General features: G+C 42.7%; 16 protein-coding genes and 1 tRNA gene. 11 read left to right on the top strand and 6 right to left on the bottom strand.

Going from position 1 to position 19995, the window contains the following annotated elements; translation table 11 throughout:
* Positions 1-60: 60 nt before the first annotated feature.
* Positions 61-396, top strand: coding sequence for a PBPRA1643 family SWIM/SEC-C metal-binding motif protein (locus FFR00_RS09445; protein WP_201798728.1), 336 nt, complete (start codon positions 61-63; stop codon positions 394-396).
* A gap of 31 nt (positions 397-427) precedes the next feature.
* Here FFR00_RS09445 and FFR00_RS09440 read toward each other — a convergent pair whose 3' ends face one another.
* Both FFR00_RS09440 and FFR00_RS09435 read right to left on the bottom strand, forming a co-directional pair.
* On the bottom strand, positions 428-958 hold the full coding sequence (locus FFR00_RS09440) for a YaeQ family protein (RefSeq protein WP_137673303.1): 531 nt from the start codon (positions 956-958) through the stop codon (positions 428-430).
* A gap of 117 nt (positions 959-1075) precedes the next feature.
* Positions 1076-2614, bottom strand: coding sequence for a DUF3369 domain-containing protein (locus tag FFR00_RS09435; RefSeq protein WP_137673150.1), 1539 nt, complete (start codon positions 2612-2614; stop codon positions 1076-1078).
* A 242-nt stretch (positions 2615-2856) separates the two neighbouring features.
* Here FFR00_RS09435 and FFR00_RS09430 point away from each other — a divergent pair, with 242 nt between their 5' ends.
* Positions 2857-4011, top strand: coding sequence for a GGDEF domain-containing protein (locus FFR00_RS09430; RefSeq protein ID WP_161985137.1), 1155 nt, complete (start codon positions 2857-2859; stop codon positions 4009-4011).
* A gap of 38 nt (positions 4012-4049) precedes the next feature.
* Here FFR00_RS09430 and FFR00_RS09425 read toward each other — a convergent pair whose 3' ends face one another.
* Positions 4050-5240 (bottom strand): amino acid aminotransferase, encoded by a 1191-nt coding sequence (locus FFR00_RS09425; protein ID WP_137673148.1) that lies wholly within the window; start codon positions 5238-5240, stop codon positions 4050-4052.
* A 215-nt stretch (positions 5241-5455) separates the two neighbouring features.
* On the opposite strand from FFR00_RS09425, the gene FFR00_RS09420 reads away from it, so the two are divergent.
* Both FFR00_RS09420 and tpiA read left to right on the top strand, forming a co-directional pair.
* A complete protein-coding gene (locus tag FFR00_RS09420; RefSeq protein ID WP_137673147.1) occupies positions 5456-6232 on the top strand; it encodes a YdcF family protein in 777 nt (258 codons plus the stop codon).
* Positions 6233-6347: 115 nt separating this feature from the next.
* On the top strand, positions 6348-7100 hold the full coding sequence (gene tpiA / locus FFR00_RS09415; protein ID WP_137673146.1) for a triose-phosphate isomerase: 753 nt from the start codon (positions 6348-6350) through the stop codon (positions 7098-7100).
* Between the two features lie 59 nt (positions 7101-7159).
* Here the strand turns inward: tpiA and uvrB are convergent, their stop codons facing one another.
* Positions 7160-9151 carry an excinuclease ABC subunit UvrB gene (gene uvrB, locus FFR00_RS09410; protein WP_137673145.1) on the bottom strand — a complete coding sequence of 664 codons (1992 nt, stop codon included), beginning with the start codon at positions 9149-9151 and terminating at the stop codon, positions 7160-7162.
* Between the two features lie 657 nt (positions 9152-9808).
* On the opposite strand from uvrB, the gene FFR00_RS09405 reads away from it, so the two are divergent.
* Positions 9809-9884 (top strand) — tRNA-Asn (locus tag FFR00_RS09405).
* Positions 9885-10029: 145 nt separating this feature from the next.
* The gene (locus tag FFR00_RS09400; protein WP_137673144.1) at positions 10030-11874 is read left to right on the top strand and encodes an EAL domain-containing protein; all 1845 of its coding nucleotides are present in this window, start codon (positions 10030-10032) and stop codon (positions 11872-11874) included.
* Here the strand turns inward: FFR00_RS09400 and nrdG are convergent, their stop codons facing one another.
* Both nrdG and nrdD read right to left on the bottom strand, forming a co-directional pair.
* A complete protein-coding gene (gene nrdG / locus FFR00_RS09395; RefSeq protein WP_137673143.1) occupies positions 11875-12345 on the bottom strand; it encodes an anaerobic ribonucleoside-triphosphate reductase-activating protein in 471 nt (156 codons plus the stop codon).
* On the bottom strand, positions 12346-14466 hold the full coding sequence (gene nrdD / locus FFR00_RS09390; protein WP_137673142.1) for an anaerobic ribonucleoside-triphosphate reductase: 2121 nt from the start codon (positions 14464-14466) through the stop codon (positions 12346-12348). It abuts the gene before it with no gap.
* A 346-nt stretch (positions 14467-14812) separates the two neighbouring features.
* Here nrdD and rsxA point away from each other — a divergent pair, with 346 nt between their 5' ends.
* The 5 genes from rsxA to rsxG are packed head-to-tail and all read left to right on the top strand — an operon-like array spanning position 14813 to position 19992.
* On the top strand, positions 14813-15391 hold the full coding sequence (gene rsxA / locus FFR00_RS09385) for an electron transport complex subunit RsxA (protein ID WP_137673141.1): 579 nt from the start codon (positions 14813-14815) through the stop codon (positions 15389-15391).
* 9 nt (positions 15392-15400) lie between these two features.
* Positions 15401-15961 (top strand): electron transport complex subunit RsxB, encoded by a 561-nt coding sequence (gene rsxB / locus FFR00_RS09380; RefSeq protein WP_137673140.1) that lies wholly within the window; start codon positions 15401-15403, stop codon positions 15959-15961.
* Positions 15962-18313 (top strand): electron transport complex subunit RsxC, encoded by a 2352-nt coding sequence (rsxC, locus tag FFR00_RS09375; protein WP_137673139.1) that lies wholly within the window; start codon positions 15962-15964, stop codon positions 18311-18313.
* Positions 18300-19370, top strand: coding sequence for an electron transport complex subunit RsxD (gene rsxD / locus FFR00_RS09370; protein ID WP_137673138.1), 1071 nt, complete (start codon positions 18300-18302; stop codon positions 19368-19370). The genes rsxC and rsxD overlap by 14 nt, the downstream gene beginning before the upstream one ends.
* Complete coding sequence (gene rsxG, locus FFR00_RS09365) at positions 19360-19992, top strand: electron transport complex subunit RsxG (protein ID WP_137673137.1); 633 nt, start codon at positions 19360-19362, stop codon at positions 19990-19992. The genes rsxD and rsxG overlap by 11 nt, the downstream gene beginning before the upstream one ends.
* The last annotated feature ends 3 nt before the right edge of the window (positions 19993-19995 follow it).

Raw genomic sequence — 19995 nt, 5'->3', positions numbered from 1 at the left:
ACCGTTTATTTGCCAATGCATATGCTGTATAAGCCTGCTGCTAATTACTTTTTTGGGGAAATTATGTCTAAGTTTTTTTATAAGGGCCGAATCGAGAAAAAGCCGAAGTATGAAAGTTTTGGTTTTACGACCAAGCGAGCTGCAAAGTTGGGCACAAGTGAAAACCCATTGAATTTGACTGTTCAAACCGAAGAGAGAAAAGTGGCTGTTGTGGCACTCGCAGACGAACACCAACTTGCGGTTGAGGTTATCGTTGATGCGTCATCGGAAGAAAATACTCAAGCCTTAGACGTTTTGCTCAACAAGCCAACCACTACTACTTTTGCTACGACGCCTAAACGTAATGATCCTTGTCACTGCGGCAGTGGTAAAAAGTACAAGAAATGTTGTGGATAAAAAAAGGAAGCCGAAGCTTCCTTGTTTAAACTTATTTTAAACTGCGCCAGTGAATTTCTATCTCATTGTCGTCTGAGGTTACGTAAGCTGATTCTTCGGTAATGGTTACCGATAGATCCATGGTACGTTTAACAAAAGAGGCTAAAGTGCTTATTTCTTGCCAGTCAAATTGCCAAACCTGAACCGCTAATTGATTAACTTTATTTTCTGTTTGCTGCCACCAAGTATCTGACTTAGCGTTAAAGGTATATACCTTAGCTAACTCAGCTGAACGAGAAGCCTTTTTCATGCGCTCTGGTGTCGGTTCGCCTACATCTACCCATACTTTGGTGTCGTTTTCTAAAGACTTTAACCAAATATCTGGTTCTTCTATTTCACTAAGCCCTTTAGTAAATTCTAAACCTTGTTCTGCGCTATGACAAAAAGCCATGGTGCGCGCCATCATTCGTTCTAAGGTTTCGGAGGGGTGTTGGGCAATGGTTAAGTTAAGTGTGTCGTAATAATTTCGATTCAAATCTGACAGTGAAATTCGTAACTTATAGATAGTTGGTTTTAGCGCCACAATTGTGCCCATAGTCATAAAAAAGCTTAGCCAGATTGGCTAAGCAAGTAATCTATGGAGCATGCGCTAAATTAAGCAAAAACTCAATCAGAAAGGTTAACTAGAACTAACTTAGCGCTAATCTGGGTAAGTATTTCTTATTTCGAGAAATTCATCGAAATCTTCGACCAAAATATCAACCAGTTTTGGATCGAAATGTTTACCTTTTTGCTCAGTAATAAAGGTTTTAATCTCTTCATTACTCCACGGTTCTTTGTAAGAACGTTTAGACCCTAGCGCATCAAATACGTCGGTTATCGCCATAATACGGCCAACTAATGGTATATCTTCACCGGCCAACTGACGAGGGTATCCTGTTCCATCCCATTTCTCGTGGTGACATAGAGAGATTTCAGCGCCTAATCGAGCAATAATTTTATTTGAGTCGGCCAAAAGGTCATAACCTATTTGGGCATGGGTTTGCATGATTTTCCATTCTTCGGCATCTAACTTACCGGGTTTATGCAATATAGACTCAGGTATGGCAATTTTTCCTAGGTCGTGCAATGGGGCCGCGTGTTTAAACACTTCAACAAACTCTGCATCAAAATCTAACTTTTGCGCCATCAACTCACAGATTAACGATACGCGTTTTACGTGTGACCCAGTTTCTTTACTACGTTGCTCAATGGCGTCGCCAATAATAAAGATAAGCTCTTTTTGGGTATCTTGAATTTCCTCTTTAATGGTAAGATTTTCAAAGGTTAACGCAATATTAGTAGCAAATACTTCCAACAAACCTTTTTCAATGTCGTCTAAAGGTTTCTCGTGTTGAACATATAACAAGCTCACACTGCGACTATCGGTTGGATAAAAACCTACGTAGCAGTCTTCGGTTACTAAGGTTTTCTTCTCATCGAGCGCACGCTTAAGCAAGCTTTTTACGTTGTCTGGAATTTTGCTCTGGTCAAAGTCGTATTCATTGTGTTCGTTGGTAACAAAGTCACCGGTAGCAGCTAACACGTTAAAAGACTGATGCCGCAATACGTCTTCGGTAAGAGTAGTAATGTACATTGCGGAGCTTTCTAGCTGGAAAAGCTCAACCAGTTGTTTGAGTACAGCTGAACCAAAGTGGTATAGCGTTTTACTTTTCAATACCAAAGAAGTTGATTCGATAACCTGTAATAAACCGGTGCGATGACGTTCAATAAACAGTATGTCTCGATAAGAACGGATCGCTGAGTAGGTGATGGTTTTTAATTTAGTTGCCGTGAGTTCGGTTTTACTTTTGTAATCATTGATATCGTAATCTTTAATTACCGATTCTTCTGGCGCTTGGCCTGGTTGACCTGTTCGCAAAATCAAACGAGTAGCATGGTTTTGATGGGTTTCGCGGATCCAACGCACTAACTCTAAGCCAGCATGGTCAGTTTCCATCACCACATCTACTAAGGCGATGGCTATGTCGTCATTTTCTTGGAAGATTTTTTGCGCTTCTTCCGCACTATAGGCAGAAAGAAACTCCAATTTGTAACCATCTATTTCAACGTCAGATAAAACTAAGCGAGTAACGGAGTGAATTTCGGCTTCGTCGTCAATGACAAGTAATTTCCAGGTTGCTTTGGTAACTTCTTCAGCTGGTTCGTCGATATCATCGATGAAAAGAAAGTCACTCATGCGTCGCTCCATATTCTTTAGATACAGTAAAATTAGAACAGCAACTGCATAATATCAAAGAGTATTAGGGTGTTGCTGGCAAAAACTTAGAGGCTAAGCGTATTATCCATACGTTATTGATTCAAAATCTATTAATAGTTCGATAAAATCCACTCAAACTCAATTACTTGAAAACTATGGAAAGCCGCCTAACTAGCTACAACGTGTTTCCTTCTCTAGTCATACTATCTGTGGCTGCTGGTATGTTGATTTGGCACTCAGCTTTGTCTAGCAATACAAGAGACATCATTTACTGGATGCCTTACGGCTTAGCAGCTATTACCGCTATGTTGGCTTTACAGTTTAATCGTCGGCAGCTTATTACCGTTGTCATGGTTAACTCGTTTAGTTACTGGATTATTTCCAATTATCTTCAGCAACCTTTAGACGTGCCCGAGGCGAAAACAGCCTTTACGCTAATCTGTCTATTCATCCCATTAAACTTAGTGTTAAACCAGTTTATTAGAGAAAACGGCAGTAAAACGCGCAGAGCTTGGTTAAGTTACGGCTTTATTTTGATACAAGTAGCTGCTATCTCGCTCAGCATTAATTACTTCAGTACTGATTTGCTTGGGATTATCGATGAGTGGTTTCCCCCTCGCCCTTTAGATGGCTTAGTGATCAGCTTGCACGCTCTTGGCTTAGCCACATTGTGTTTGGTATTGGCCTTTATTCGCTTTTTAAATCAGCCCACCAGTTTATCTATTGGTTTGTTTTTTAGTTTTGTCGCCAGTGTCTTTCCTTTGGCGTTTCTCGACAGAGAAGCGATTTCTTCAGTGTTCTTCGCGGCGTCAATGCTAATTATGTTGTATAGCGGGTTTAGCGCTTCACACGAGTTAGCCTACCGAGACGAGCTAACCGGTTTACTTGGCAGACGCATGTTGTTTGAGAAACTGGCTGGTATGTCTAAAAATTATAGTTTAGCGATGGTAGATATTGATCACTTCAAAAAGTTTAACGATACCTACGGCCATGATGTTGGCGACGACGTGCTGGCAATGGTGGCGTCTAAACTCGACCAAATAGAAGGCGGCGGCCAAGTGTTTCGTTATGGCGGTGAAGAGTTCACAGTATTATTCAAAGGTAAAAAGCTCGATCACGCACTTGCCTTTTTAGATGATATTAGAGAAATAATCTCGGAAACGCCCTTTGCCATTCGTGATAAAACCAATCGCGATAAAGGTGACAAAGCCGCTCGGGACGAAGAAGCAAAACCCAAAAATACTGTACAGATTACCGTGAGCATAGGTGTGGCAGAAAAAGCTAGCCATCACGCCAACGCTGAAGAAGTGATTAAAGAGGCTGATAACGCTTTATACAAAGCCAAGAACAAAGGCAGAAATATAGTGGTGGGGTGAAAGTTTGGTTAAGCGCCTTAGCGCTTAACCAAAAAGCTTTAAACTACTGCAGCAATTGCCGCACAAAGCGCTTCCATATTGTTTTTAGTCATACCGGCTACGCTGATACGACCAGAACCTACGATGTAAACACCGTGCTCTTCTTTTAAGATTTGGACTTGTTCTTTACTTAAACCAGAGAACGAGAACATACCGTTTTGACGTTGGATGAAGCTATAGTCCCCCGTTGCGCCTTTGGCAGCTAAAGTTGCCACAAACAAATCACGCATCTCTTTAATTCGCTCACGCATGTCAGCGACTTCAGCATTCCATTGCGCTTTAAGTTCTGGGTTTTGCAAAATTGTCGTAACTACTGCCGCGCCATGTGATGGCGGGTTTGAGTAGTTCGCTCGAATCCCAGCTTTAACTTGGCTAAATGCTACTGCGCCTTGCTCTTTGTCGCTAGCGACTAAGGTAAAGGCTCCAACACGTTCGTTGTATAAACCAAAGTTTTTAGAAAATGAACTTGCTACTAGCAGTTCTTTTATCTCTTTGGCAAAAATACGCAGGCCAGCAGCGTCTTCTTCAACACCCTTAGCAAAACCTTGGTATGCAAAGTCGAACAAAGGTAGCATTTTTTTGCTGGCGGCTAAGCTAGCAAGTTGTTGCCACTGTTCGGTTGTTGGGTCAATCCCGGTAGGGTTGTGACAACAGCCGTGGAACAACACTAAGTCACCTTCGGCAACTTGTTCTAGCGAGCTTAGCATTGCGTCAAAGTCTAAATCTTTAGTGTCAGCATTGTAGTAATCGTATGCTTTAACTTCTAAGCCTAAGGCTTTAAAGATATTGCCGTGGTTTGCCCAAGTTGGATTACTCACCCATACAGTACGAACACCCAAATGGTTGTAGGCAAACTCAGCTGCATTGTGCAGCGCGCCGGTTCCACCTGGTGATTGAGCGGTAAATCCACGCTGACTGGTTACAATTTCGCTGTTTTCGCCAAACAATAACTTTTGAACTTCGCTGCCATAAGCTGGATTACCTTCAATACTGAGGTAAGACTTTGTGGCTTCGTTTTCTAAAAGTTGTTTTTCTGCAATCTTAACGGTGGCCAAAACTGGGGTTTGACCCGCTTCGTTTTTGTAGATACCAACACCAAGATTGATCTTGTTGGGACGTGGATCAGCTTTAAAAGCTTCGGTTAATCCTAGAATAGGATCTGCCGGGGCGGCGGTTACGCGCTCAAACATATTTTCCTCACTGCTAATTACATACCTGTATTGAGCGAAGATTACCCTAACTAGCCAAACCTGTCTTTAGCGACAGAAAAAAATATCGGGATAATTTTGATTTAACGCACTTTTTTGGTTTAAGCATCTATTTTTGTCAATTTTAAGTAATCGTATTTCCACCATTAGCCACAATCAATTAAGATGCCTACAACGCATTTGAGAGAAACCACTATATGGACTTAAGTTTAGGTTTTATCGTTAAAAAATGGCTGGGATCGCTGTTGATGCCACTCAACATTTCGTTGTTTTTTTTGTTACTTTCTTTTTACTTTGGTTTAACCAAACGGCCTTATCGTGCAGCAGCGACGTTGCTTCCTGCTTTGCTTATATTAATAGTGACCAGTAACCCGTGGTGGGTTAATGAACAATTGTTAGAAAAAGAACGTGCGGTGCTCCCCCCTAGTCAATTAGTAGATAGCTTTGATTTTGTTGTGGTACTAGGCGGAGGACATATAAGTGACCCGCTGCTATCGCCCACTGAACAGCTCAGCCGTTCTTCATTTGCTCGCATTATCAAAGGCATTGAGCTGAGTTTAGTTAATCCTCAAAGTCGCTTAATTGTGTCAGGTTATGGCGGCAGCGATCCTAACAGTAACGCTGAGCTAATGGAGAAAGTTGCGCAGCAAGCCAACATTCCTCCGGCAAACATCATCACTATTCCTAAAGCGAGAGATACTGAACAAGAAGCCGCGGTTATTGCGACTTATATAGGGCAACGACCCACTGCTTTGGTGACTAGCGCTACCCACATGCAACGAGCGCTAAAACACTTTAATAAGTATTCGAGCAATATTAGCCCGGTTCCAACAGACTATTTGGGTAAAGAAATTCAAGGAGAACAACAACTTTATGAATTTTTGCCTGACGCACGATTTATCCATCGCTACGATGCCTTATGGCATGAAAAACTTGGTATTTGGTGGCAACAAATTCGTGCTTATTTTTCGTAATCGTTTGTTTTAGATCAGCTATTTTCAGAATTAGGCAGATAATTTCGCGTAAACACTACGTTTTTGTAATTTATTCACTATAATCGAGCCAATTTATTTAAAGGAGAGAAGCACAATGAGAACACCTCTAGTAATGGGTAACTGGAAACTAAACGGTACTAAAGATTCTGTTACCGCATTAGTAAATGGCTTAATCGCACCTGCTAAAGCAGCAACAAATGTACAAGCTGCAATTTGCCCACCTGTTGTTTTCTTAGGTCAAGTTGAAGCGTTAGTAGGCGATGCTCCAATCGCTTACGGTGCACAAGATGCAAGCGTAAACACTTCTGGTGCATTTACTGGCGAAAACTCTCCAGTTATGTTGAAAGAGTTTGGCTGTACTTACAGCTTAGTAGGCCACAGTGAGCGTCGTCAGTACCACAACGAAACAGACGCTGTAGTTGCCGCTAAATTTAAAGCTATTCAAGAAAACCAGTTAGTACCTGTACTATGTATCGGCGAAACTCTTGAAGAGAACGAAGCAGGCAAAACTCAAGCGGTAGTTGAAACTCAACTTAAAGCTGTTATCGACCTTTGTGGTGTTGAGTCCCTAGAAAACGCCGTTATCGCATACGAACCTGTATGGGCAATTGGTACTGGTAAATCTGCTACTTCTGAGCAAGCTCAAGCTATTCACGCTCACATCCGTAGCTGGTTAGCAGCCCAAAGCGCTACAGTGGCTGAGAAAGTTCAAATCCTTTACGGCGGTAGCGTTAAAGCGGCTACAGCTAAAGAACTTTTCTCTCAAGCTGACATTGATGGCGCGCTAGTTGGCGGTGCTTCTCTAATGGCTGAAGAGTTTGGTGCAATTATTACTGCAGCAAACTAAGATAGTTTTTAGCTAAAAAAGCCGCTGTTATCAGCGGCTTTTTTTTGTCTTAGTTTTAGTTAACTCATTTTTACTAATTGTTCCTGCATTTCGGTTATCTCATCACGCACCGCCGCAGCTTGCTCAAATTCCAGCTCTTTAGCATGGTGGATCATTTGCTTCTCTAATTGAGCAATATTTTTAAGCATAACCTCAGGAGTAAGTGCCGCGTATTTAGCTTTAGGCTCAGCAGCTTGTAAGACCTTACTCTTACCAAAGTTACTAATATCCACTACTTTTTTGTTTAGCTTTTTCGGTACAATGCCGTTGTCTACGTTATATTGATGCTGAATTTCGCGACGGCGTTTGGTTTCGCTGATTGCTTTCCCCATGGAGCCAGTGACTTTATCACCGTAAAGAATCGCTTTACCTTGTGGATGACGTGCAGCACGGCCTATCGTTTGAATCAGTGAACGTTCAGAGCGTAAGAACCCTTCTTTATCAGCATCTAGAATGGCAACCAAAGAGACTTCTGGCATGTCCAAACCTTCTCGCAATAAGTTAATACCGACCAACACGTCAAACACACCCATTCGTAAATCACGAATGATCTCCACTCGCTCTACAGTATCGATATCAGAATGCAGATAACGTACCTTTACTTGGTGCTCGGTTAGGTATTCACTTAAATCTTCCGCCATGCGTTTGGTTAACGTTGTCACCAGTACTCGTTCGTCTATCGCAGTTCTAATACGAATTTCAGACAACAAATCATCAACTTGGGTATTAACAGGTCTTACTTCTATCTCAGGATCAAGCAATCCAGTCGGCCTAACCACTTGCTCCACAAATTCTTGATTGGTTTTCTCTAACTCATAGTTGCTCGGTGTCGCCGATACAAAAATAGTCTGTGGGGCTATTTGTTCAAACTCTTCAAACTTTAGGGGCCTATTATCCAAGGCAGAAGGCAAACGGAAACCATAGTTCACTAGGTTCTCTTTACGAGATCGGTCCCCTTTGTACATAGCGCCAATTTGCGGAACAGTAACGTGAGACTCATCGATTATTAACATGCCATCAGCCGGCAAGTAATCAAGTAAGGTTGGTGGTGGCTCGCCAGGCGCGCGCGACGATAGATATCGAGAGTAGTTTTCGATACCTGAGCAATAACCCAGCTCGTTCATCATTTCAATATCAAACAATGTACGTTGCGAGATCCGTTGCTCTTCTATAAGTTTATTGGCATCAAGTAGCTGCTTCTTGCGCTCATTTAGCTCTTCTTTAATAAACGAAATGGCATTTAGAATGGTTTCTCTAGGGGTAACGTAGTGAGTTTTAGGAAATATAGTCACCCGCACCATCACTTCTTCTTCGGCGCCGGTTAGCGGGTCAAAGCTGCTTAAGCGCTCTACTTCGCCGTCGAATAATTCTATGCGTACAGCGTTTTTATCGGATTCTGCTGGAAAGACATCAATCACATCTCCCCTAACCCGAAAAGTAGAACGCTGAAAAGCCGCATCATTTCTAGAATATTGTAATTCAGCCAAGCGCCGCAAAATGGCTCGTTGATCGATCATGTCGCCAACGCTTAAATGAAGCATCATCTGCAAATACGACTGTGGGTCACCTAAGCCGTATATTGCTGACACAGACGCCACTAAGACTACGTCGCGTCTCTCTAGTAGTGCTTTGGTGGCAGATAAGCGCATTTGCTCAATATGTGAGTTTACCGACGCATCTTTTTCAATAAATGTATCGGTAGTAGGTACGTACGCTTCTGGTTGGTAATAGTCGTAATAAGAAACGAAAAACTCAACTGCATTATTAGGAAAGAACTCTTTCATCTCGCCGTATAGCTGTGCAGCCAAGGTTTTATTGGGCGCCAATATAATCGTGGGGCGGTTTTGGGTAGCAATCACATTTGCCACAGTAAAGGTTTTACCCGAGCCCGTAACCCCTAATAATGTTTGGTGAGCGAGGCCATCTTCTAGGCCTTCATTTAAACTACTGATTGCCTTAGGCTGATCCCCTGCGGGTGTGTAATCAGACACTAAGTCGAAAGGTTTTTTCATTATGTAACTACCGATGAACTGTTCTGAGGCTAAGTTTGTCTATTCTACGCAAAACTGCTTTGATTTTACTAACCGTATTACCTTTTCAGCCAATTTAAGCTAACTCCAGCAGAGAATATTGCATTATGCTTTTACTCAGTATATTCAGCTAAATTGTGCACAGTAAGATGACTGTAATGAAAAGTAATGCACATCAAATATTTTGTAAAAGCAACAACTTTATATTGCGGTTAAATTTTGAGCTTTTGTGCCAATAAATCACTAAGGCATTGATATTTATATCGAATAAGTAAAAACAGATATAGATCAAATTTGCTTCAACTCACCGTAACTGCTGGGCTAGCGCTGATAGTAACTATTTCATGCACACAGTTATCCACAAAATCAGTGGATAACTATCTGTAGATAGCACTAACAAAGGCTTTTCGGCTTTGTGTATAAAATCTGTTCAACATCGCCTGGCTATAAGGAAATGGTTTTTTATGAGATTTAATTATCTGCGCATTATTTATACCAGCTGAGCAACTTTCGATCTGTTGTTTGCAACAACTGGATGTAAGTTGAGCAAACAAACAGAAAATGTCATTTTTGACGTAGAATTAGTTGACACTTATAGGGGCAATTATTACTATGCGCCCCGCACTTAAGCAAAGCGATTCCCCAATAGCTCAGTTGGTAGAGCGGTGGACTGTTAATCCATGTGTCGTTGGTTCAAGCCCAACTTGGGGAGCCACATTTCTAATTATTTTCCCTCCTACTTCACGCTAACGTTTTTACACACTTTAAAATTATATTACCTAATGCTAAGCATCTGATAGATAAGTCTAATGTTTGCATGTATCATTATTGTGATCGCTGAATAATTATACAGGTAGGATATGAAAGGCCTTAGAACATTCTTTGTTGTAAATGCTTTTTTGTTTATTGCGTTATGGATTTCCTTAGTGGGTGTACACGTACAACTTTTCAAGTTGGATCTTGCGCGTGAAAACCAACAGATAAATACCCTACTCGCCTTGCAACTAACAAAAGTAAGCCAGCTCAACCAGGACTATCTATCTGGGTTACGCGAACAGCATAACCTCAGCTTTATTTCTACTCAGTTAGCCGTAGACAACACCTTGGCAACAGTGGGCTCTGCTCAGCACTGGCTGGTAGATTTAGCCGAACCAAGTAAAACGGCTATGCAGACTTTAGCGGTAGACAAATTTAGCGTGAATTTTAAGCCTTCTTTTGAATTTGTTAGCGATGGTTACTTAAAACTGTACCTTACTATTGCAGCGCTATGTTTTATGGGCTATTTCCTCACGAGTTTATTGTATCTGCGCGCAATATCTCGAGTTAAGAGCAAACTTAAGAAACTGGTTAACGCTGACCGCCTCGTGGATGAAAAGCCCGTATTAGGCTCGGTGGGCGAATTAATTAAGGATCAGAAGCAACAGTTCACTCAGCAAATTCGCCAACAAAAGCACGCGATTAAACAACTTGAAAAACAAGTCGCTTTAGACCCGTTAACGGGCATGTTTAATCGCCATTCTTTCCGCCAAAAAATGCAGGAGATGCTGCAGTCAGAGTCTAAAAACACCGTGTTGTTTTTAGTGAGAGCCTCACAGCTGGAAGAAATCAATAAGTCTCGAGGACATCAGGCCGGCGACGACTACATTAAAGAAATAGCGCGTATTATTGATTTAAACCGCAAAGATTATTCAAGCAGCCTACTCTATCGGTTGTTGGGCGCTGAATTTGCCCTTATCATCCCTAACTTTGCCGCCAGCCGAGTAAGCCAAATAGCGCTAGCGCTGAAATCTTCGTTAAGCGATTACAGTAGCAACAAACAAATGCAAAGCGCCGCTTACACCGGAGTTACCGAACTAAAACAAGGTGATACCATAGAACGCATTATAGCCCGTACCGACGCTGCATTAGCTATTGCTCAAAGCCTTTCACCCAACGGCTGGGAAATCGTTTTAGAAGACAATGAAACATTGGAAAGTAGCGAACTTCAATGGCACACCACCATTAGTAGGCTCATCAATCACGCTAACTTCCGCTTAGCCTCTCAGGCTATTCAATCGCTTCACAGAACCATGCCTGCTTATCATGAAGTATTTATACGTTTCTTGTCTGAAAAACAGCAACAGCTGCCAACAGAAACTACCTTGGTAATGGCACAACGTTTAGGAGTGATTGTTGAGTTAGAAAAAGTCACTTTACGCTATATTTTGAAAACGATTTCTAGCCAGAATGCCGAGTATCGCTGGGGAATTAACCTAAGTAAGCTAATTTTAACCGACCCAGAGTTTTGTGGTTGGCTAACTCAGGAGCTACTCACCTACCCTAACCTGAAGTCTCGTGTGGTGTTTGAAATAGAAGAAGAATTGCTAGACATGCACTTAACCAATGCTAAGAAGTTATTTGAGGTATTACGACGCAATAGCTGCCACACAGCGATTGCAGATTTTGGTAATGGTATTGGCTCATTTAAGCTGTTTAAAGAGCTTAAACCTAATTATGTGAAAATTAGCAGCGATTTGGTTCAGCAACTTGAAACCGATAAGGCTAACCAGCAGTTTGTTACTATGTTAGTAGAAGTATCACATCGGCTAGGATGCCAAGTAATTGCTCAAGGTGTTGAAACACTTGAGCAAAAACAATTGCTAGAATCTATGTATGTAGACAGCTTGCAGGGTTACTTAATTGCTCGTCCTGAGCTAATAAGTTAATTAACGCAGTGGTTGTTGGTAGATAATTTGGTTACTACTACCGCGCCATTGCAACTTTGGCTCGGCAAGTGTCTGTTCAAACTTGCCATCAATTAGGGTATCGACTAACTTAACTACCGCTTGCTGCTGTTCATCAAGATCGCTTAATAAATACCCTGTCCACAGCCATATATCTTTATCACTGCATTCCTGTTTAACACGTTGAACTAAACGATGAACGGCTTCGACGTTTTTCGGGTGAAGGGGATCTCCACCGCTAAGGCTTAGGCCTTTTCGTTTAATCCGCGTGTCGTTTAGGTCATCGATAATTTGTTGTTCTAATTCGGAAGTGAACTGATGGCCTGAATCACAACTCCATGACTTTTGATTGTAACAACCGCGGCACTGGTGCTCGCAGCCGGCAACAAACAAGGTACAACGAGTACCTTGTCCATTAACTACATCAATAGGATGATAGCTTAAGTAGTTCATTTATAGATGTTTTACTCGTCGTTTAACTTCTTCTTGCTTACCGTAGTTAAACGGGCGCGCATCTGGGCTACCTAAATAACCACATACTCGTCGAGTCACCGATACCTTGCTAGCTTCAGTGTTGCCGCACGAAGGACATTCGAAACCTTTGCTTGTGCAGTTAAACTCGCCAGTAAAGTCACACTCGTAACATTCATCTATTGGTGTATTGGTGCCGTAATAAGGTACTCGACTGTAGCTGTAATCCCATACGTCTTCCAAAGCTTCAGTGTTGTGTTGCATGTTTGGGTATTCGCCATAACAAATAAAACCACCACTAGTGACCGACGGGTAAGGTAATTCGAAATCAATCTTGTCGAACGGATTAACCTTTTTCTCTACATCTAGATGGAAGCTGTTGGTGTAATAGCCTTTATCAGTAACGTCTGCAATCACACCAAACTTTCTAGCGTCTAAGCGACAGAAGCGATCACACAAGTTTTCACTTGGGGTGCTGTACAAACTAAATGCATAGCCGCTTTCTTTTTCCCAGCGAAGAGTAGCTTGCTTAAGCGCAGTAACAATACCAAGGGCTTTTTGTTGAAGTTGCTTATTGTCGTACACGTGGTCTTTGTTGTCATAGAGCGCGTTTACTGTTTCGTGTAAACCAATGTAACCCAAAGAAATTGACGCACGACCGTTTTCAAAGATCTTAGATACATCATCTTCGGCGTTCAGCCGAACACCACAAGCGCCTTCCATGTACAAGATTGGAGCAACCTTGGCTTTTACGCCTTTTAAACGGTCTATACGAGTATCTAGGCCCATTTTTGCCACGCTTAAACGTTGCTCCAATAATTCAAAGAAGCGTTGCTCATCACCTTTAGCTTCAATAGCGATACGCGGTAAGTTTAAGCTAACCACCCCTAAGTTATTGCGGCCATCATGGATGTCTTTACCATCTTCTTGGTAGTGACCTAAAAAGCTACGACAACCCATTGGGGTTTTAAATGAACCAGTGACCTCTACTACTTTTTCATAGTTAAGAATATCTGGGTACATGCGTTTCGACGCACACTCTAAAGCTAACTGCTTAATGTCGTAACTTGGGTCAGACTTCTTATGATTTAGGCCATCTTTAATTGCAAACACTAGTTTAGGGAACACTGCTGTTTTGGCATTTTTGCCCAAACCTGCAATGCGGTTCTCTAAAATTGAGCGCTGAATAAGGCGAGAGGCCCAACAAGAACCCAAACCAAATCCAAAAGTAACAAACGGAGTTTGACCATTTGCGGTATGCAAGGTGTTTACTTCGTACTCAAGTGACTGAAAAGCGTCGTGACACTCTTTCTCAGTTTGTGCTTTAGCGTAAGCTTCGGCGTCTGCTATTTGCCACTGTTGAGCGGTAGCTAAATGTTTCTCATGGCTTTTAAGCACATAGGGCGATAAAATTTCATCGATCCGGTTAATCGTGGTTCCGCCGTAAATATGGCTAGCCACTTGGGCAATAATTTGTGCCGTAACTGCAGTCGCCGTAGAAATCGACTTAGGCGTTTCTATCTCGGCATTACCCATTTTAAAACCACCGGTTAACATCCCTTCAAGGTCAATCAACATACAGTTAAACATTGGGAAGAACGGTGCGTAATCTAAATCGTGAAAATGGATTTCGCCAGCTTCATGGGCTTTAACAACATCACGTGGAAGTAAATGCGTTTTTGCGTAATGCTTAGCAACAATACCTGCTAACAAGTCACGCTGAGTAGGAATAACTTTACTGTCTTTATTGGCGTTTTCGTTTAACAGTGCCGCATTGCTTTGCTCAACCAGACCTCTGATTTCGCTATTTAGCACGCTACGCTTATCGCGAGCAACGTCTCTATCATGGCGATATTCAATATAAGCACGAGCCAGTGTTTTGTTGTCGCTTTCCATCAAGAAGTTTTCTACCGACGATTGGATATCGTTAATATCAACTTCTGATTGATTCAAAAACTGCTCAGTGACCTGCTGAGTAATTTGTAGTGCTACGAGGTTATCCTTTACACCTAAAGCTTCAGCAGCTTTCAGTACGGCATCTACAATTCGCTTCGCGTCGTAAGGTACACGGCTTCCGTCTCGTTTTATCACGACTGTTTTCACGATTTACGCTCCAATTTAGCTCACTCATTCTATAAAATTGTTTGGAAGCCACGTTGTTAAAGGCTTTGCAGAGAGTTCTGCGTACAAAAAGCGTTAAACAGGATGGTTTTCCATATCTAGTGGTGAAGGATTTTAGTACCCACTAGATATAGTAGTCGAGTAATTTTATTCATAAAGCAAATACCAATGATCAAGATCAATTGAAGCTAAGAAAGACAATTTGTTTGCACAAAAATGACCCACTAATCACAGCAATATTTTGTGCCCTTTCCCACAGTGAACTCACGGTTGTTATACGGCACGCAAACAAGGATAATAGCGGCTCGTTTCGCTGCATCTTACTTAAATGACTGAATATTTGTTGTTATTGATTAGCACCGTGCTGGTTAATAATTTTGTACTCGTTAAATTTTTGGGCTTATGCCCATTTATGGGTGTATCCAGTAAAGTGGAAACTGCAATAGGCATGGCCTTAGCAACCACTTTTGTACTCACCTTGGCCTCTATGTGTTCTTATTTAGTGGAGCAATATATTCTTGCACCACTAGATATAGTGTATTTGCGCACCATGAGTTTTATTTTGGTAATTGCTGTTGTAGTGCAATTTACCGAGATGTTCGTTCAAAAAGCCAGTCCCGCTCTGCACCGCGTATTGGGTATCTACTTACCATTGATTACGTCTAACTGCGCAGTATTAGGGGTAGCACTGTTAAATATTAACGAACAACACGATTTGTTTGAGTCAATTATTTACGGGTTTGGCGCTGCTGCAGGTTTCTCATTAGTTCTCATATTGTTTTCAGCGATGCGAGAGCGCCTAGTGGTTGCCGATATTCCAGTGCCATTTAAAGGTGCTGCAATCGCCATGATCACCGCAGGTTTAATGTCGTTAGCTTTTGTTGGATTCACCGGATTAATTAAGTAGTAAATCAGAATGTTAGAAGCACTCATCGCCATTACATTATTAGCTCTCGTGTTTGGAGCAATACTGGGTTATGCCGCAATAAAATATAAAGTGGAAGGCAACCCAATTGCCGACCAAGTAGAAGCCTTGCTCCCGCAAACTCAGTGTGGACAATGCGGCCATCCAGGCTGTCGCCCCTATGCAGAAGCCATTGCCAACGGTGAAGCAATCAATAAGTGCCCGCCGGGTGGTGATGAAACAGTAGTAAAGATTGCCGATTTGCTTGGTGTTGAAGCGATCCCTTTAGATGAAGCCGCCGTTAAAGAAGATGACCGCAAAAAAGTCGCTTTTATCGTAGAAGATGCTTGTATTGGTTGTACTAAGTGCATTCAAGCGTGCCCAGTTGACGCAATTATGGGCGCGAATAAACACATGCATACCGTTATTAGCAAAGAATGCACTGGTTGCGAGCTTTGTGTAGCACCCTGCCCAACCGATTGTATTGAAATGCGCCCTGTACCCACTACCACCAAAAACTGGGATTGGAAATTGAATCAGATTGACGTAGCAATCATCGAGGAAAGTAAATAGATGGTTGCTTGGCTAGAAAAAATTAAACAAGGTTTCACCTGGAACTATAAAGGTGGCGTGCATCCCAGCACCAATAAACAAAATATTAACTGCGATAAGCCGGAAACTATCGATAACCCCGAGGTCATTAGTATCCCCGTTCAACAGCATATTGGCAGCGCTGGAAAATTGTTAGTTAAGGTGGGTGATAAGGTACTGCGAGCTCAAGCGCTAACAGAGTCACAATTTTTCCAAGCACCACCGGTGCACGCCTCTTGTTCTGGTGAAGTGATTGCCATAGAACCGCGTATAACTGCACATGCCTCAGCAATACCTGAGTTAAGCGTGGTCATTAAGGTAGACAAAACCCAACAAGACGTAGTGTTACCTGCCGCCTTAGAAGGTGAGCAATTGACCACTGAGAATATCTGCCAGCGAGTGCATCAAAGCGGTATATCAGGCATGGGAGGAGCGGGCTTTCCTACTGCATTAAAAATCACTCCACATAAAGCCTTAGATGTACTGATTATCAACGGCGCCGAATGTGAGCCCTATATATCTGCAGATGATTGCCTAATGCGCAACTACGCAGCTGAAATAATTGAAGGTGTTGCCCTACTACAAAAAGTATTACAGCCAGCAATTACCATTGTTGCAGTAGAAGACGATAAACCCGAGGCGATTAATGCACTTAAAGAGAATACTAACGACTCCATTAGCATACGTAGTATTCCGACGAAATACCCTTCAGGCGGTGAAAAGCAGTTAATTCAGGTATTAACCGGTAAAGAAGTTGGCGCTAAACAACTGCCTATAGATTTGGGTATGTTGGTACAAAATGTAGGTACTGCTTATGCTATACACAGAGCGGTAACCCATGGTGAACCACTTATCTCTCGTATCGTAACCCTGGCAGGAGATTTAGTTGCGACCCCTAGCAACTACTGGGTGCCGGTTGGTACACGAGTGGAAGATGTAATTGCGAATAAACTGCAAGCAGCTAGTGAAACCCCTACGATAATGGGTGGCTCTATGATGGGCTTTATGTTGCCGAGTAATCAAGCCCCCATTGTAAAAACAACCAACTGTTTAATCGTTAATCACCCGCAAGCGGCCCAGAAAGAGTCGCCTTGTATTCGTTGTGGCGAATGCGCACAAGCTTGCCCAATGGGACTATTGCCACAACAACTTTATTGGTTTGCCCAAGGTGATGAGTTAAATAAAGCCCGCGATTTTAATATTATGGATTGTATTGAATGCGGGGCTTGCGCGTTTGTATGTCCGAGCGAAATTTCACTGGTGCAACACTACCGCACAGCGAAAGCAAAGATAAAAGCTGAAGACATTGCTCAAAAAGAAGCTGATGTTGCAAAGCTTCGCTTTGACGCCAGACAAGCACGTTTGGAAAACGATAAACTCGAACGTAAAGCCAAACATCAGCAAGCTGCACTGCGCAGGCAAGCACAGACTCAAACTCAAGCTGATGACAAGCCTGATCCTGTAGCTGCAGCGTTAGCAAGAGTGAAAAAAGCCAAATCGGAGGCGCCAACGGCGAAACAAACCGACACCGGCGAATGGGTACCCGATAACCAAGCCGCAATAGCGCAGCGCGAAGCACGCAAAGCGCAAAAACGCAAGCAACAAGAGAGCTCATCAGCCAAAGCCACAAGCAATCCAGCGGTTGCTGCAGCCATTGCGAGAGCAAAAGCAAAAGCAAAAAAAGAATCGACTACGTCCGATGAACTAGATTCAACAACTCACTCAGATACTAAGACAAGTGCTAATCCGGCTGTCGCTGCCGCGATTGCAAGAGCGAAGGCTAAAAAGCTTGCGAGTGAACAACAAGTAACAACTGAAGAAGCAAACAATGCTGAACCTGAAGAGCCTGTAAAATCATCGGCTAATCCAGCGGTTGCCGCTGCTATCGCTCGCGCCAAAGCCAAAAAGCTAGCTAGTGAGCAACAAGTATCTACCGAGGAAGCAAACAAAGCTAAACCTGAAGAGCCAGTAAAATCTTCGGCAAACCCAGCGGTTGCTGCAGCTATCGCTCGTGCAAAAGCGAAGAAACTTGCAAGTGAACAACAAGTAACAACTGAAGAAGCAACCAATGCTGAACCTGAAGAGCCTGTAAAATCATCGGCTAATCCAGCGGTTGCCGCTGCTATCGCTCGCGCGAAGGCCAAGAAGGCCGCTGCGGCTAGCAGTGAAAGCCCTGACGATACAGAAATCAGTAAAGACGAGAATCCGCAAGTCAGAGCTGATAAACCTAAAAAGGTTAATCCTGCAGTGGCTGCCGCTGTGGCGAGGGCTAAAGCAAAAAAAATAGCTGAACAGAAACAACGCGAAGAGAATGAATCTAATGACAACAACTAAACTGCAAAGCTCTCCGTTTGTTAGAAAGCCACTGAAGACCAAGACTTTAATGTTTTGGGTAATGCTGTGTTTACTGCCCGGTTTATTCGTTCAAAGCTTACATTTTGGTATGGGTACACTGGTACAAGTATTACTTGCTAGTACTGTTGCCCTTGTCAGTGAATCCTTAGTGATGGTGCTGCGCAAGCGTTCTGTTTTTTCAACCCTCAGTGATAATAGCGCTTTAGTAACGGGAATATTAATCGGCCTTGCTCTTCCAGCTTATGCACCTTGGTGGATTACCGTTATTGGCGCTAGTTTTGCTATATTAGTGGTTAAACACTTGTACGGTGGCTTAGGCCACAACATATTTAACCCTGCAATGGCTGCATATGTTTTGCTGCTGGTCTCTTTCCCTGTCACGATGACAAGCTGGATGCCACCGCAAAGTTTATTACATGAAACCTTAACGATGGCAGACGGGCTATCCCTCATCTTCAATGGATATACTGTAGATGGATTTAGCATCAAACAAATAGCCAGTATTGATGGCCACACCATTGCTACCCCCTTAGATGAGATGAAAACGCAACTAACGCTAGGGTTTACCTCTACTGAGATCGCTAATAATGAAGTATTTGGACAATTCGCCGGTATCGGTTGGCAATGGATAAACGCGGCATACTTAGTCGGTGGCATCGCCTTAGTTTATTTGAAGGTGATCCGTTGGCACATTCCCCTAGCCTTTTTGGGCACCTTACTCGCGCTTAGCTTACTGTCTAGCTCTATTAACCCAGACCACTCTATCCCCACTTTATTGCAGTTGTTTTCTGGCGCAACCATGATAGGTGCGTTCTTTATTCTCACCGATCCCGTGAGTGCCGCGACCAGCAACAAGGGCCGGATTATATACGGTAGCTTGGTTGCCTTACTTGTATTTGTCATTCGTAATTACGGTGGTTACCCAGACGCGGTGGCGTTTGCAGTACTATTGAGTAACATGGCAGTGCCAATGATCGATCATTTTACTAAACCGAGAGTGTATGGTTACGGTGAAGGAAGCAACAATGAGCAGTAAGCGCTATTCGATGACTAAAAACGCCGGCATGTTAGCCTTGTTCGCATTCGGTTGCACCTTACTGGTAGTCATTGTTAATTACTTCACTGCCCCACGCATTGAAGTACAAGTTGCCAAGCAACTGCTTAGGTCAACAAACGAAGTATTATCTCCAGAGTTAGCCGGTAATGATTATCAACAACGTTGTTACCAGGAAACTAACCAACAGTTTTTAGGCAGCGACAAAGCACAAACTATTCGTTTAATTAGTGTTGATGGCCAAGTTCAAGCATTTGTTTATCAAACGACTGCGCCAGACGGTTACAGTGGCGCAATTCGTCTATTGGTAGGAGTCAATGAGGATGGTTCGGTAAGTGGTGTACGCGTAGTACAACACAACGAAACACCGGGCTTAGGCGATAAAGTTGAAACTCGAAAATCCGATTGGATTTATCAATTTGACCAACAGAAATTGTTAGAAGAAAAAGACCCTCGCTGGGCAGTTAAAAAAGATGGTGGACAATTTGATGCTTTTACAGGCGCAACCATTACTCCTCGCGCGGTAGTGAAAGCGGTTAAAAACGTACTGATTTATCACAGTAATAATCAACAAATACTGCACCAGTCTGCTGTTGACTGCTAATTA

Source organism: Agarivorans sp. Toyoura001 (assembly GCF_005405585.1).
In the GTDB taxonomy this organism is placed as follows: domain Bacteria; phylum Pseudomonadota; class Gammaproteobacteria; order Enterobacterales; family Celerinatantimonadaceae; genus Agarivorans.
The sequence above is the reverse complement of the archived record's forward strand: the minus strand, read 5'-3'. Positions and strand labels throughout refer to the sequence as shown.

Coding starts and splice junctions, on each gene's coding strand:
- FFR00_RS09420 (WP_137673147.1), top strand. CDS start 5,456: ATGGACTTAAGTTTAGGTTTTATCGTTAAAAAATGGCTGGGATCGCTG.
- FFR00_RS09400 (WP_137673144.1), top strand. CDS start 10,030: ATGAAAGGCCTTAGAACATTCTTTGTTGTAAATGCTTTTTTGTTTATT.
- rsxB (WP_137673140.1), top strand. CDS start 15,401: ATGTTAGAAGCACTCATCGCCATTACATTATTAGCTCTCGTGTTTGGA.
- uvrB (WP_137673145.1), bottom strand. CDS start 9,151: ATGAAAAAACCTTTCGACTTAGTGTCTGATTACACACCCGCAGGGGAT.
- tpiA (WP_137673146.1), top strand. CDS start 6,348: ATGAGAACACCTCTAGTAATGGGTAACTGGAAACTAAACGGTACTAAA.
- nrdG (WP_137673143.1), bottom strand. CDS start 12,345: ATGAACTACTTAAGCTATCATCCTATTGATGTAGTTAATGGACAAGGT.
- FFR00_RS09430 (WP_161985137.1), top strand. CDS start 2,857: ATGTTGATTTGGCACTCAGCTTTGTCTAGCAATACAAGAGACATCATT.
- rsxD (WP_137673138.1), top strand. CDS start 18,300: ATGACAACAACTAAACTGCAAAGCTCTCCGTTTGTTAGAAAGCCACTG.
- rsxA (WP_137673141.1), top strand. CDS start 14,813: ATGACTGAATATTTGTTGTTATTGATTAGCACCGTGCTGGTTAATAAT.
- rsxG (WP_137673137.1), top strand. CDS start 19,360: ATGAGCAGTAAGCGCTATTCGATGACTAAAAACGCCGGCATGTTAGCC.
- FFR00_RS09435 (WP_137673150.1), bottom strand. CDS start 2,614: ATGAGTGACTTTCTTTTCATCGATGATATCGACGAACCAGCTGAAGAA.
- FFR00_RS09425 (WP_137673148.1), bottom strand. CDS start 5,240: ATGTTTGAGCGCGTAACCGCCGCCCCGGCAGATCCTATTCTAGGATTA.
- rsxC (WP_137673139.1), top strand. CDS start 15,962: ATGGTTGCTTGGCTAGAAAAAATTAAACAAGGTTTCACCTGGAACTAT.